The sequence below is a fragment of the Streptomyces thermoalcalitolerans genome (assembly GCF_039525155.1).
In the GTDB taxonomy this organism is placed as follows: Bacteria; Actinomycetota; Actinomycetes; order Streptomycetales; family Streptomycetaceae; genus Streptomyces; species Streptomyces thermovulgaris.
On record NZ_BAAAHG010000030.1, the window covers coordinates 1 to 12,846 of the forward strand.

General features: G+C 71.5%; 13 protein-coding genes and 1 pseudogene. 8 read left to right on the forward strand and 6 right to left on the reverse strand.

Features of this window, described 5'->3' with window-relative positions:
• Window positions 1-474, forward strand: a pseudogene (locus tag ABD224_RS17635) (DEAD/DEAH box helicase); the annotation flags it as partial.
• A 163-nt stretch (window positions 475-637) separates the two neighbouring features.
• Entirely contained in the window at window positions 638-1,564 is a 927-nt protein-coding gene (locus ABD224_RS17640) for an alpha/beta fold hydrolase (protein ID WP_344050845.1), read from the forward strand.
• Between the two features lie 237 nt (window positions 1,565-1,801).
• Here ABD224_RS17640 and ABD224_RS17645 read toward each other — a convergent pair whose 3' ends face one another.
• Complete coding sequence (locus ABD224_RS17645; protein ID WP_344050847.1) at window positions 1,802-2,698, reverse strand: NYN domain-containing protein; 897 nt, start codon at window positions 2,696-2,698, stop codon at window positions 1,802-1,804.
• 197 nt (window positions 2,699-2,895) lie between these two features.
• Here ABD224_RS17645 and ABD224_RS17650 point away from each other — a divergent pair, with 197 nt between their 5' ends.
• Window positions 2,896-3,072 (forward strand): hypothetical protein, encoded by a 177-nt coding sequence (locus ABD224_RS17650; RefSeq protein ID WP_344050994.1) that lies wholly within the window; start codon window positions 2,896-2,898, stop codon window positions 3,070-3,072.
• Between the two features lie 191 nt (window positions 3,073-3,263).
• Here ABD224_RS17650 and ABD224_RS17655 read toward each other — a convergent pair whose 3' ends face one another.
• The 4 genes from ABD224_RS17655 to ABD224_RS17670 all read right to left on the reverse strand — a co-directional run bounded on the left by ABD224_RS17655 (window position 3,264) and on the right by ABD224_RS17670 (window position 6,571).
• Window positions 3,264-3,869, reverse strand: coding sequence for a MarC family protein (locus tag ABD224_RS17655; protein WP_344050849.1), 606 nt, complete (start codon window positions 3,867-3,869; stop codon window positions 3,264-3,266).
• A 123-nt stretch (window positions 3,870-3,992) separates the two neighbouring features.
• On the reverse strand, window positions 3,993-4,850 hold the full coding sequence (locus ABD224_RS17660; RefSeq protein ID WP_344050851.1) for a PHP domain-containing protein: 858 nt from the start codon (window positions 4,848-4,850) through the stop codon (window positions 3,993-3,995).
• Between the two features lie 190 nt (window positions 4,851-5,040).
• Complete coding sequence (locus ABD224_RS17665; RefSeq protein WP_344050853.1) at window positions 5,041-5,682, reverse strand: DUF6758 family protein; 642 nt, start codon at window positions 5,680-5,682, stop codon at window positions 5,041-5,043.
• 304 nt (window positions 5,683-5,986) lie between these two features.
• On the reverse strand, window positions 5,987-6,571 hold the full coding sequence (locus tag ABD224_RS17670; RefSeq protein ID WP_344050855.1) for a suppressor of fused domain protein: 585 nt from the start codon (window positions 6,569-6,571) through the stop codon (window positions 5,987-5,989).
• Window positions 6,572-7,067: 496 nt separating this feature from the next.
• Between ABD224_RS17670 and ABD224_RS17675 the strand changes: the two genes are divergently transcribed.
• Both ABD224_RS17675 and ABD224_RS17680 read left to right on the forward strand, forming a co-directional pair.
• Window positions 7,068-8,183 (forward strand): magnesium and cobalt transport protein CorA, encoded by a 1,116-nt coding sequence (locus ABD224_RS17675; protein ID WP_344050857.1) that lies wholly within the window; start codon window positions 7,068-7,070, stop codon window positions 8,181-8,183.
• A gap of 23 nt (window positions 8,184-8,206) precedes the next feature.
• Complete coding sequence (locus ABD224_RS17680) at window positions 8,207-8,731, forward strand: hypothetical protein (protein ID WP_344050859.1); 525 nt, start codon at window positions 8,207-8,209, stop codon at window positions 8,729-8,731.
• Window positions 8,732-8,777: 46 nt separating this feature from the next.
• On the opposite strand, the gene ABD224_RS17685 is transcribed toward ABD224_RS17680, so the two are convergent.
• Complete coding sequence (locus tag ABD224_RS17685) at window positions 8,778-9,524, reverse strand: hypothetical protein (protein ID WP_344050862.1); 747 nt, start codon at window positions 9,522-9,524, stop codon at window positions 8,778-8,780.
• Between the two features lie 248 nt (window positions 9,525-9,772).
• Here ABD224_RS17685 and ABD224_RS17690 point away from each other — a divergent pair, with 248 nt between their 5' ends.
• From ABD224_RS17690 to ABD224_RS17700, 3 genes are read left to right on the forward strand one after another with little or no spacing between them, the layout of a single operon-like run.
• Window positions 9,773-11,062 (forward strand): magnesium transporter MgtE N-terminal domain-containing protein, encoded by a 1,290-nt coding sequence (locus ABD224_RS17690; protein WP_344050864.1) that lies wholly within the window; start codon window positions 9,773-9,775, stop codon window positions 11,060-11,062.
• On the forward strand, window positions 11,052-11,660 hold the full coding sequence (locus ABD224_RS17695; RefSeq protein WP_344050866.1) for a DUF1003 domain-containing protein: 609 nt from the start codon (window positions 11,052-11,054) through the stop codon (window positions 11,658-11,660). Before ABD224_RS17690 ends, ABD224_RS17695 begins: the two co-directional genes overlap by 11 nt.
• Window positions 11,661-11,701: 41 nt before the next feature.
• Window positions 11,702-12,835: an Mrp/NBP35 family ATP-binding protein gene (locus ABD224_RS17700; RefSeq protein WP_344050868.1), complete on the forward strand. Its 1,134-nt coding sequence runs from the start codon at window positions 11,702-11,704 to the stop codon at window positions 12,833-12,835.
• The last annotated feature ends 11 nt before the right edge of the window (window positions 12,836-12,846 follow it).

Here is a 12,846-nt window from a genome sequence, read left to right on the forward strand (position 1 = left end):
GCCACGGAGGCCACGGACTCCGTGGAGCCCGCGGCGCCCGCGAAGCCCGCGGACGCCGCGGTGACCACGGCCGAGGGCCCGGCCCCCGAGACCGCGGAGCCTCCCGCGAAGCCGCGCCGCCGCCGCACCCGCAGGACGTCCGGGACCGCCGGATCCACGGCTGCCCCGGACACGCCGGAGCCCGCCGGGGCGACCACGGAGACGGCCGTGACGACGGCACCGGACACGACGGCCGAGCCGGAGCCGAAGCCCCGCCGCCGCACCCGTACAGCGGCTGCCGCCGCCGAGGCTGGCGAGGAGGCCGGGGTCAGGCCCCGCCGCCGTACGCGCAAGGCCGCTGCCGACGCCGGGACCGGCGCCGCCGGGATTCCCGCACAGGCCGACGGTGAGGCACAGGCCGGCGAGCCCCGCCGCCGCACCCGCAAGACCGCCGCGGCGAAGACCGCTGCCGTGACGGAGTCCGCGGAGGCCTGACGGTCCGGCACCGCACACCCCGGTGCCCCGGTGAACCCGGCAGGCCGGACGGTCCAGTCCCACCCCGGTGGGGCCGGGCCGTCTCGTCCGCGTACGCCCGGCCGGTTCCCCCGACTGCCGGCTCCGTGTCCCTCGTGGGCCTTCTCCTCGGTAACCTCGGCGCATGAGCAGGCCCCCGACGTTCGTTCCGCCGCCCGGAGCGCGCGCGTACCGGTTGCGTACCGCGCGCGGTGAGTTCGCCGTGGTCGACGCGCCTGTCGCCGAGGGGGTCGAGCCGCGGGGCACCGCCCTGCTGCTGCCGGGGTTCACCGGGAGCAAGGAGGACTTCAACCCGCTGCACGAGCCGCTCGCGGCGCGCGGGTACCGGACGGTGGCCGTGGACGGGCGCGGGCAGTTCGAGACGGACGGGCCCGCAAACGACGAGTCCGCGTACGCCCAGAGGGAACTCGCCCTGGACGTCCTCGCGCAGGCGGAGGCGCTCGGCACCCCGCTGCATCTGCTCGGGCACTCCCTCGGCGGCCAGATCGCCCGCGCGGCCGTGCTGCTCGACCACTCCCCCTTTCTCTCGCTCACCCTGATGTCCTCCGGTCCGGCGCAGATCTCCCCCTCGCAGCAGCAGCGCGTGAAGCTGCTGCGGGACGCGCTCGGGGTGATGACGATGGCCGAGGTGTGGGAGGCCATGCGGGCCGTGGAGACGACCGCGCTGGAGACGCCCGAGGAGACCGACACCGGCGCCGAACTCGACGCGGGCCTCGACGACCGCGACGACCTGCGCCGCCGCTGGCTGGCCACCAAGCCCGCCCAGCTCCTCGCCACCGGCCGTCAGCTGTGCACCGAGCCGGACCGCGTCGCCGAACTCGCCGCCGTACCGCTGCCGTTCCATGTGCTGTCGGGCGCGGCGGACGACACCTGGCCGGTGACGCTCCTGGACGACATGGCCGTACGGCTCGGCGCCCGGCGCACGGTCGTCGAGGGCGCCGAGCACTCCCCCAACTGCGACCGGCCGCTCGCCACTGCCACCGCCCTCGCCGACTTCTGGGACTCCACCCTCACAAAGCGGGACACCCCCCGTACCGGGCGGGCCGGCTAGAACCAGCCGGGCCGGAACCTAGGGGGTGTCGTTTGGATCATGCCGCAGGTCGCGGGGTTCGGCACGCGCTCCCCCACTGCCCTGGACGGGCGTGGGGGCACCCCCAGCGGCGTTGTCGTCACTCGCCGACGCTCCGCGTCGGCTCCCTCCTCCGCCTTGCATCCGCACGCACCGAACCCCGCTCACCTCGGTCACAAGCACCGCCCATCGGAGCCGGCCTGATCCAAACGACACCCCCTAGAACTGCGCCTGCAGGTGCTCCCAGAAGCCGTCCCGCAGCGCACGCCGCAGATCCGCCTGGCCGCGCAGGGAGTACTGGAGGATGCACTCGGCCTCGACCAGCAGGTCCTGGTCCACCGAGCCCGGCAGATAGGGATGCCCCGGCAGCAGCTCCCCCACGGTTTCGCGGCCGCGCTCCACGAGCCACCTCGCGGCGATCTGGGCGCCCACGAAGCGCACGTTCTCGCGGTTCGGGCGCATCGTCGCGGTGGAGTCGTACGCGGGTGTGGTGCGCCGGGAGACGTACGGCTTGAAGAAGTCGAGGTCGAGCGTGCGCTGGCTGTCGACCTCCCAGAGCAGCGGCTCGGCCTGGTTGCGTCCCTCGGGGGCCTCGATGCCCCACAGATGGACCCGGGCGCCGTAGCCCTGGGCCGCCTCCACCGCCGACACCAGGTCCTCGTCGCCGCCGAGCAGTGCCGCGTCGCTGATGGCGCGATGCCGGGCCAGTGACTCCAGGTCCGAGCGGATGAGGGAGTCCACGCCCTTCTGCTGGTTGTTGGCGTTGAGGTTGCCCAGGCGGACCTTGACGTCCGGGAGCTCGGCGATCGACTGCTGCTCGGCGGTGTGGATACGGCGTCTGGCGCCGTCGTACCAGTAGACGCGCAGCAGCCGGCTGTCGGCGAAGACGGTGCGGGCCCGGTCGATGAGTGCCTCGATCAGTCCCTCGGCGTCCAGGTCGAAGGCCCGGCGGTCCTCCGTCCCGGCCACCAGCCGCCCCGCCGCCGCATAGAGATACCCGGCATCGACGAAGATCGCGTGGGTCGAGGGCCTTCTCGCCACCTCGGTGAGCACACGCTCCAGCAGCTCGTTCGTGCGGTCGATGCGGGCGGACAGCGCCTCGAGGTCGTCGTTCATCATTTCCATTGTTCCGGCGGTCACGCTACGAACACAACCGGTCCCGTTCAGTCGACTGACGCTCCTTTGCGCATCAGTGGTTAGTCACTCTAAAATTTTCTTTAGCATAGGGAATGTTTGCGGAGTACCGTTCGTTGTACCCGTCGGACCACGGAGCACCCCGCCCGTGCCCCCCACGAGCAATTCTCCTCAGGAGGATGACCGGACGAAGGGAGGAGCCCGTGCACTTCGAGATCGTGCGACTCGACGAGGTCGACGGCACCGCCGTGGACAGCATCGTCGTGGACGCCGCCTCCGTCGACGGGATCGTTCAGCAGGCCGCCGCGACCGGCCAGAGACTGTGGATCCGCCCGTCCGAGGCCCCGGTCCCGTGACGACGAGCCCGCTCCCGGACCGCACAGCCCCCGTACCGCGCCGCGACGCGTTCCGTACGGGGGCTGTGCCGTGGCGCACGCAGGAGCCGCGGCGCGGCACAGGGACCGTGCGCGGAAAGGCGGAAAGACCATGCGCGCGGGGGCCGCGCGCAGGAAGACCGGCGCGCACAGGGTCGTGCGTGCACGAAGCCTCAGGTGCCCTGGATCACCTGGGTGACGCCGTTGATGATCTGCTGTACGGCGATCGCGGAGAGCATCATGCCCGCCAGCCGCGTCACCAGCACCACCCCGCCGTCCTTGATGACCCGGATGATCAGCAGCGAGTAGCGCATGACCAGCCACAGCACGACGTGGATGGCGAGGATGGCCGACCACACCGAGACCTGGGCGGCCACGGTGTCTGCCTTCTGCACGGCGAGGATGACCGACACGATCGCACCGGGTCCGGCCAGCAGCGGCATGCCCAGCGGGACCAGCGCGACATTGACGTCCTTGGTCTGCTGGGGCTCGTCCGACTTGCCGGTGAGCAGGTCGAGGGCGATCAGCAGCAGAAGCAGCCCGCCCGCGATCATCAGCGCCGGGACGGACACATGCAGATAGTTCAGGATCTCGTGGCCGAGCAGGCCGAACACGGTGATGACCCCGCCCGCCACGCACACGGCCTGAAGGGCCATCCGCTTCTGCACCTTGCCGGGCCGGCCGGCGGTCAGCGCGAGGAAGATCGGAGTGATCCCGGGGGGATCCATGATGACAAAAAGGGTGAGGAAGAGAGAGCCGAAGAGGGCAGCGTCGAACATCGGTGAACAGGCCTTGCTGAAGACGTGCGAAGGACTCACGGAAGACCGCGGGAGAACCGCGGAGCACCGCGGGAGAACGGACTACGGGACTGCGGGAATCGGGAGCCGGGACACGGCCCGGTCTCAGGCGCCGCCGGTCCCCGGCACCGGGAACGCCCCGGTCGCCCGCCGTGTGATCTCCCCGTACACCTCGGGATCCGTCGTGTGCGCACCGAGCGCGACGGTCTTCCGGCTGCCGTGGTAGTCGCTGGAGCCGGTCACGAGCAGCCCCAGCTCCCGGGCCAGGCCGCGCAGCCGGGCACGGGTGCCGGGGTCGTGGTCCATGTGGTCGACCTCGATGCCGTCGAGCCCGGCGGCGGCCAGCTCGGCGATCATGGTCTCCGGCACCGTACGGCCCCGCTTGGCGGCGGCCGGATGGGCGAGGACGCAGACCCCGCCGGCGGCCTTGACCAGCCGGATCGCCTCGAACGGGTCCGTCTCGTGCTTCTCGACCCAGGCCCGGCCCCCGTCGGCCAGCCACTGTGCGGTGAAGGCGTCGCTCACGGTCGGTACGACGCCGAGTTCGACCAGCGCCGAGGCGATGTGCGGCCGTCCGACCGAACCGTTGCCCGCGATCCGCGCAACCTGCTCCCAGGTGACCGGCACGCCCAGCGCGTTCAGCTTGGCGATCATCGCCTTGGCCCGCGGCACCCGGTCGTCGCGCACCAGTTCCCGCTCGGCGAGCAGCGCGGGCTCCTCGGGGTCGAAGAGGTAGGCCAGCATGTGCATGCTGACGCCGTCGGCGCGGCAGGAAAGCTCGGCGCCGGTGACGAGGGTCAGCCCCTCGGGCAGCGCGGCGATCGCCTCGGCGTGTCCGCGGGTGGTGTCGTGATCGGTCAGCGCGACGACGTCCAGACCGGCCGCGGCGGCATGGCGCACCAGCTCGGCCGGGGTGTCCGTACCGTCGGACGCGGTGGAGTGGGTGTGCAGATCGATGCGCACGGCACGGACTCCAGGCGACGACGGGACGGAAGGGGACACCTCAGGATAACGGGAACCCGGAGGTGCCCTGTCACACCCGCACAGCCCCGGCGCCCCCTACGCCCCGGTGCCCTCTACGCCCCGGCGCCACCGCGTCCCTGAGCCCCGGTGTCCCCGCTCCCTGCGCCCCGGTGTCCCTCGCCGAGCGCTCCTACGGCTGCAGCAGCCGCGGCGACAGCGCCCCGCACGGCACCAGTTCCAGCTCGGCGCCCGCGTCCCGCAGATCGGCCAGCACCAGTTCGTCGTACATCAGCAGCCCCGACTTCTCGGGCCACACCACCGCCCACAGCCACAGCCCGCACGCCTCGCCCGCGAAGACGGCACGGTCGTCCGGGGCCCCGGAGACATGCCACAGCGGCGCGGCGTGGCCACCGGCCAGGACCTTGGCGTCGGGCGGCTTCTCGACATTCAGATGCGTACCGGGGTCCGGGCCGTCGATGCCGGCATAGCGCGCACCGAGGCCGACGCCGAGTTCCTCGGCCACCAGGATGAGTTCTCCCATGCCGCCGAGCGGGCCGGGCCCGGAGCAGGCCACGGCCGCGGCACGGCCGCCGCTGCGGTCGTCCCCGGCATAGGTCACGCCCGTGAACAGCCAGCCGACCGGCAAGGGCCACGGCATCCACACCGGTACCTGCGTGCGGCGCACCACGGCCTCGAGAGCCTCGACGCTGGGCGGTATCACGGGGTGCTGCGGATACACCGGCCCGTGGACATCGCACTGCCAGGAGTCGTTGAAGAGCCCGGGAGCCCTGACCCGGCCACCGCACTTCGGGCAACTGGGTTCGCCCCTCATAGAGCCCCACGGTCCTACCCCGACCGCGCCACGTCAAGGACGATCACCCGTCCGGCCGGAACACGCCCCGGCAAAAACGTATGCGTGCTCCCTCAACAAGCCGCTCCGGGCCGCCGCACGTGGAGGACCGCGAAAAAACGTGAAGGACCCCGAAGAGTCATGAAGGACCACAAAAGCCATGAAGAGCGGTGAAGGGCCGTGGAGAGCCGTGGAGCACTCGGCACGCCCGCCCCGGCGCCCTCCCGGGAACGGCGTCGCGCTGTCCGTCATGTGCCGCCCCGGGCCGTCCTGTTGGTGAGATCGGTCACTCCAGCGGGACGGACCGGCGGGTGGGGTCCCGCAGATCCGTCCCGTGCGCCAGCCAGCGCTCCCGCAGGGCCTGCGCGCCGTGCACCCGCTTCCAGGCGGCCTCGTTCGGCGTCATCGGCAGCAGCGGCAGGAACCGCACGGGATCCATCGGCTCGTCGAGTTCCAGGTCCTCCACCAGGCCGCCCGGTTCGGCCACCAGCACCGAGGTGAAGGGCGCGCCGGGCCACAGCGGCTCGCCCACGTCCAGCGAGGCGCCCGGCATCACCACCACTCCCTCGACCTGCGGAGACGCACCGAGGACGGCCAGCGGGCGGAGCACCTTGTCGGTGTCGGCGCGGCCGGCCCGCACCGAGAGGACCAGTTCGGCGCGCGGTCCCCTGACCGGGTCGGCGAGCACCGCCGTGGGGTCGGTCATGGGGTGGGCGGACATGCCGAGGGTGGCGTAGCGGACGACGTCCCCCTCGCGGAAGCGCAGCACCTCGATGCGGTCCGTGCCGAGGAAGGTGACCGCGGCGCGCGCGTCCGGCTCGCCCAGCGCGGAACGCAGCCGGGCCTCGACCAGAGGAAGGACATCAGCCATGCGGCGAGCATAGGACTCGTCGGTACCGGGCGAAGCAGCGCCTTGACGCACCGGGCTGCTGATACGCTTGGTCGGTCGTCCGGGACCGCATGCAGAAGCATCGCGTTCGAGTCCCGGCACCGAAGGACTCCCTTACGAGGGACCGGCCGGAGGAGGTGGGGCTGTTCATGGACCGAAGTCGACCGTGCAGTAGCACCCGCTCTTCCCGGCCACTGATGTAGTTGTCCCGGCTTCGGCCGACGGCCACCTCTCATTCTCGTGCCCTGGTCGCCTCCGTGCCGTGGCGCGTGTTGTCCGGAAGAGCGCTCGTTTCGTCTGCCTGATCCGAACGGCCTGTCCGATTCCGAATCGGCAACGAAGTCCGCGCCACCGCGACGGTGCGGTGCTCCCCGCTTTGTGGACGTGCCAAACATCCTCTCCACAAGAACGTCCCCATTCCGGGCAGTTCCAGCCGTCGCCGGCGGCCCTTCGTTGCTCGCTGCGAAGGAGCCTTTCCATGTCGATGATCCGTGACCTGCGTGCCGTGGTCCGTCCCTCCCGTGCGTCCGTGCGCAAGGACGAGTGCGCGTATTCCGCCCCGCAGACCCCCGCGGCCCTCTCCGCCGTCGTCGACTGCGCCGTCTACCGCGACGGCATCCGCGTCGAGACGCAGCGTGCGCTCACCCCGCAGGAGGCGATGCGCCTGGTGCGGCGCGACGGCGGCTTCGCGTGGATCGGTCTGCACGAGCCGACCGAAGCCGAATTCGCCGGTATCGCCAGGGAGTTCGGACTGCACCCGCTGGCCGTGGAGGACGCGGTCACCGCCCACCAGCGGCCCAAGCTGGAACGTTACGACGACACCCTCTTCACCGTCTTCAAGACCATCCACTACCTCGAGCACGACAAGCTCACCGCCAACAGCGAGATCCTCGAGACCGGCGAGGTCATGTGCTTCACCGGGCGGGACTTCATCGTCACCGTCCGGCACGGCAACAAGGGGTCGCTGCGCGCGCTGCGGCACCGGCTGCAGAGGGACTCCGCGCTGCTGGCCAAGGGTCCCTCGGCGGTGCTGCACGCCATCGCCGACCATGTCGTCGACGGCTACATCGCGGTCGCGGACGCCCTGCAGGGGGACATCGACGAGGTGGAGACGGAGGTGTTCTCGCCGGGCCGGAGCAGCACCGCGCGCGGCACCGACGCCGGCCGGATCTACCAGCTCAAGCGTGAGGTCCTGGCGTTCAAGCGGGCGGTGTCGCCGCTGCTGCGGCCCATGCAGCTGCTGAGCGAGCGGCCGATGCGGCTGATCGACCCGGACATCCAGAAGTACTTCCGGGACGTGGCCGACCACGTGGCCCGGGTGCAGGAGCAGGTCATCGGCTTCGACGAGCTGCTCAACTCCATCCTCCAGGCCAACCTCGCGCAGGCCTCCGTGGCGCAGAACGAGGACATGCGGAAGATCACGTCCTGGGCCGCGATCATCGCCGTGCCGACGATGGTGTGCGGGGTGTACGGCATGAACTTCGATCACATGCCCGAGCTGCACTGGAAGTACGGCTACCCGCTGGTCCTGATCATCATGGCCGGGATCTGCCTGGGCATCCACCGCACGCTCAAGCGCAACGGCTGGCTGTGAGCGGGCTCGTTACCCTTGCTGCCATGACATCCGCCAGGACGAACGAGCTGCTCGACCGGGCCCTGGTCGAGGAGGCCACCAAGAAGTCCGGCCTCGTCTGGGTCGGGGCTCCCGGCGCTCCGGCGCGCGCCCTGTGGCATGTGTGGCACGAGGGTGCGGCGTGCCTGGTCGGCGACGGACCCGGCGAACAGCCGCTGCCGGGGCTGACCGCCGGGGCGGAGGTCGAGGTGACGGTGCGGAGCAAGGACAAGGGCGGCCGTCTGGTCACCTGGGCCGCGAAGGTCGTGGAGCTCGCGCCGGACTCGGAGGCGTGGCAGGCGGCGGTGGCCGAGTTGAAGGGCAAACGGCTCAACGCGCCCGACGGCGAGGCCATGACCCAGCGGTGGGCCCGGGAGTGCCGGGTGCTGCGGCTGGAGCCGACGGGGGCGACGGCGCCGCTGCCGGAGGGCTCGCTGGCCCGGGCGCCGCTGCCGACACCGGCGACGACCCGGCGGCCGGCCCCGGCGGGGCTGCCGCGGCTGTTGTCGAGGAAGCGGCGGGGAAAGTAGCGGCCCGGTGGGACTCGGTGGGAGCGAGGGACCGGTGGGAGCGGAGTCAGGACGTCGGCAGCTGCTTGCCGTAGTCGACCGTCTCGCTCTTCTCCGGCTGCTCCAGCGGGAATTCCTTGCCCCAGTCCGAGAAGATCAGGGTCCCCGCGCCTCCCGCACGCACCAGGCGCAGGGGGTAGGGCCTGCCCTCCAGGGAGACGTCCAGGGTGCCGCCGGTGCCCTTGCCGCCGGTGATGCGGATCGTGCGGACGCCGGACTGCTTGTGGTGGCCGTCCTTGGTCAGCGTGCCGTGCAGGGTCAGCAGCCCGTCGAGGAGGACGTCCTTGTCCGTGAAGCCGCTGAACCGCTTGTACGCGGGGTCGCCCTGCGGCACCTTCACGTACTTGCCGTCGAGCTTCTCGGCGGCCCCGGTGGCCTTGCCGTTCTCGTCGACCTGGCCCCAGAACTCGGCGTCCGCCTTCAGATACAGCTGCTCCCCGATCCGCAGCAGTCCGAAGGTCACTCCCCCGGAGGTGACCGAGCCGGTGGCGCCGTCGGTCTTCAGCCGCATGTCGAGCCGGTAGGTACGGCCGTCGCTGACCACGTTCCCGGACAGGTGCACGGCGTCCGCGGACTCGGCCGCCGTCCGCGTCCTGGCCTGGATCTGCTCGGCCGGCAGCCGGCCCACCCCGTTGGTGCCGGCGTCCGGATCCTCCTGGGAGCACCCTGTCAGTCCCGTGCCCGCGACGACCACAGCGCACAGCACGCCCGTCAGCGTGGTCCGGCGAGTACGGCCCTGGGGAATCACGGTCACGGACGGCGCTGCCTTTCTGCGGAGGTCCTGATGTCCGCGGGGTTCCTGAAACGGCGTACGGCAGCGTACCGGGGCCGCGCACGGCGGACGGAACCAGACCGTCCAGCGCGCTCACCAGCGCATATCCAACAGGGGCAAGCTAGCCTGAAGCCCGTCTGAGCGGGCATTGGGGAGAAGGAAACCCAGCACGTACGCATCACGTCCCACAGAGCCACGAACGCACAGAGCCACGCAAAGGAGGCGCAGCCATGGCAGCGGGCGCCCCCCGGATCTTTCTGTCGCACCTGTCCGGCGTCGCCGTCTTCGATCCGACGGGCGACCAGGTGGGACGCGTACGGGATCTGGTCGTCATGCTGCGCGTCGGGCGCCGGCCGCCCCGTCTGCTCGGGCTGGTCGTCGAGCTCCCCACCCGGCGCCGCATCTTCCTGCCCATGACCCGGGTGACGAGCATCGAGTCCGGCCAGGTCATCACCACCGGTGTGCTCAACGTCCGGCGCTTCGAGCAGCGGCCCACCGAACGGCTCGTCTTCGGTGAGCTGCTCGACCGGCGGGTGACGCTCGTGGAGACGGGCGAGGAGGTCACCGTCCTGGACGTGTCGGTGCGGCAGCTGCCCGCCCGCCGGGACTGGGAGGTCGACCGGGTCTTCGTGCGCAAGGGGCGCAAGGGCGGCGCGTTCCGGCGCAAGCGGGGAGAGACGCTGACGGTGGAGTGGTCCGCGGTCACCGGTTTCTCGCTGGAGGAGCACGGGCAGGGCGCGGAGAGTCTGCTCGCCACCTTCGAGCAGCTGCGCGCCGCCGACCTCGCCAATGTGCTGCACCATCTGTCGCCCAAACGGCGCGCGGAGGTCGCCGCCGCCCTGGACGACGACCGTCTCGCCGACGTCCTCGAGGAGCTCCCGGAGGACGACCAGATCGAGATCCTCGGCAAGCTGAAGGGCGAGCGCGCGGCCGATGTGCTGGAGGCGATGGACCCGGACGACGCCGCCGACCTGCTCGCCGAGCTCCCCACCGAGGAGCAGGAGCGGCTGCTGGGCCTGATGCAGCCCGCCGACGCGGCCGACATGCGCCGGCTGCTGTCGTACGAGGAGCGCACGGCGGGCGGTCTGATGAACTCCGAGCCGATCATCCTGCGCCCGGACGCCACCGTCGCCGACGCCCTGGCCCGGGTCCGCAACCCCGACCTCTCCCCCGCACTGGCCGCCCAGGTCTATGTGTGCCGCCCGCCCGAGGAGACGCCGACCGGCAAGTACCTGGGCACGGTGCACTTCCAGCGGCTGCTGCGCGAGCCGCCCTACACCCTCGTCGGCTCGATGGTCGACGACGACCTGCAGCCCCTCGCCCCCGACGCCGCGCTGCCGGTCGTCGCCGGGTTCTTCGCGACGTACGACATGGTGGCGGCGCCCGTCGTCGACGAGACCGGGGCGCTGCTGGGCGCGGTCACCGTGGACGACGTCCTGGACCACATGCTGCCGGAGGACTGGCGGGAGACGGAGTACCACCTGAACGAGAACAAGGAGGCGGCTGCCGATGCCGGCTGAGCGCGAGAGCACCCGCGAACGGCTTCCGGCGGGGGCCACCGCGGCGGGCCGGCCGCGGCCCGGCCGGCTGGACCAGCCGCGTCCGCCGCGGCGCCGGCTGATGCCGGAGTGGGACCCGGACGCCTTCGGGCGGCTGTCGGAGCGCATCGCGCGTTTCCTGGGCACCGGACGGTTCATCGTCTGGATGACCGTGGTGATCGTCATCTGGATCGTGTGGAACGTGGCCGCGCCCCGGCACCTGCGGTTCGACGAGTACCCGTTCATCTTCCTGACCCTGGCGCTGTCCCTGCAGGCCTCCTACGCCGCCCCGCTGATCCTGCTGGCGCAGAACCGGCAGGACGACCGGGACCGGGTCAATCTCGAACAGGACCGCAAGCAGAACGAGCGGTCGATCGCCGACACCGAGTACCTGACCCGGGAGGTCGCCGCGCTGCGCATGGGCCTGGGCGAGGTGGCGACCCGCGACTGGCTCCGGTCCGAGCTGCAGGACCTGGCCAAGGAGGTGGCCAGGGAACTGGAGGAGAAAAGCCTCAACGGGCACCGGCCCGGGGCATTGACGGCAGAACGCCCGAGCGGACGTGACAGGGACGACCGCTGACCGGTCTCAGCTCTCCGGGAGCGCGCCGTACCATCGTTCTTATGGTTACGGAAGACGCGGTGCGCGAAGCACTGGCGACGGTTGACGACCCCGAGATCCACCGGCCCATCACCGAACTCGGGATGGTCAAATCGGTGGAGATCGGCGCGGACGGTGCGGTCGCGGTCACCGTGTATCTGACGGTTTCCGGCTGCCCGATGCGCGAGACGATCACGCAGCGGGTGACCGACGCGGTCTCGCGCGTCGAGGGTGTCACCCGCGTCGACGTCTCGCTGGACGTGATGAGCGACGAACAGCGCCGTGAGCTGGCGGCGGCCCTGCGCGGCGGCCAGGCCGAGCGCGAGATCCCCTTCTCCAAGCCGGGCAACCTCACCCGGGTGTACGCGGTCGCCTCCGGCAAGGGCGGGGTCGGCAAGTCCTCGGTGACGGTGAACCTGGCGGCGGCGATGGCGGCCGACGGCCTGAAGGTGGGTGTCGTCGACGCCGACATCTACGGCCACAGCGTGCCGCGGATGCTGGGCGTGGACGGCCGTCCGACCCAGGTCGAGAACATGATCATGCCGCCGTCGGCGAACGGGGTGAAGGTCATCTCCATCGGCATGTTCACCCCGGGCAACGCGCCGGTGGTCTGGCGCGGCCCGATGCTGCACCGGGCGCTGCAGCAGTTCCTGGCGGATGTGTACTGGGGCGACCTGGACGTCCTCCTGCTGGACCTGCCGCCCGGCACCGGTGACATCGCGATCTCCGTGGCCCAGCTGATCCCGAACGCCGAGATCCTGGTCGTGACGACGCCTCAGCAGGCGGCGGCCGAGGTGGCCGAGCGGGCGGGCTCCATCGCCGTGCAGACCCACCAGAAGATCGTCGGCGTGGTCGAGAACATGTCCGGGCTGCCCTGCCCGCACTGCGGCGAGATGGTCGACGTCTTCGGCACGGGCGGGGGCCAGCGGGTCGCCGACGGCCTGTCCCGCACCACGGGCACCTCGGTCCCGGTCCTCGGCTCCATCCCGATCGACGTCCGTCTGCGGGAGGGCGGCGACGAGGGCAAGCCGGTCGTCCTGAGCGATCCGGACTCCCCGGCGGGCTCGGCCCTGCGGGCGATCGCCGGCAAGCTGGGGGGCCGCCGGCGGGGTCTGGCGGGGATGTCGCTGGGCATCACCCCGAAGAACAAGTTCTGATCCTCATCCTC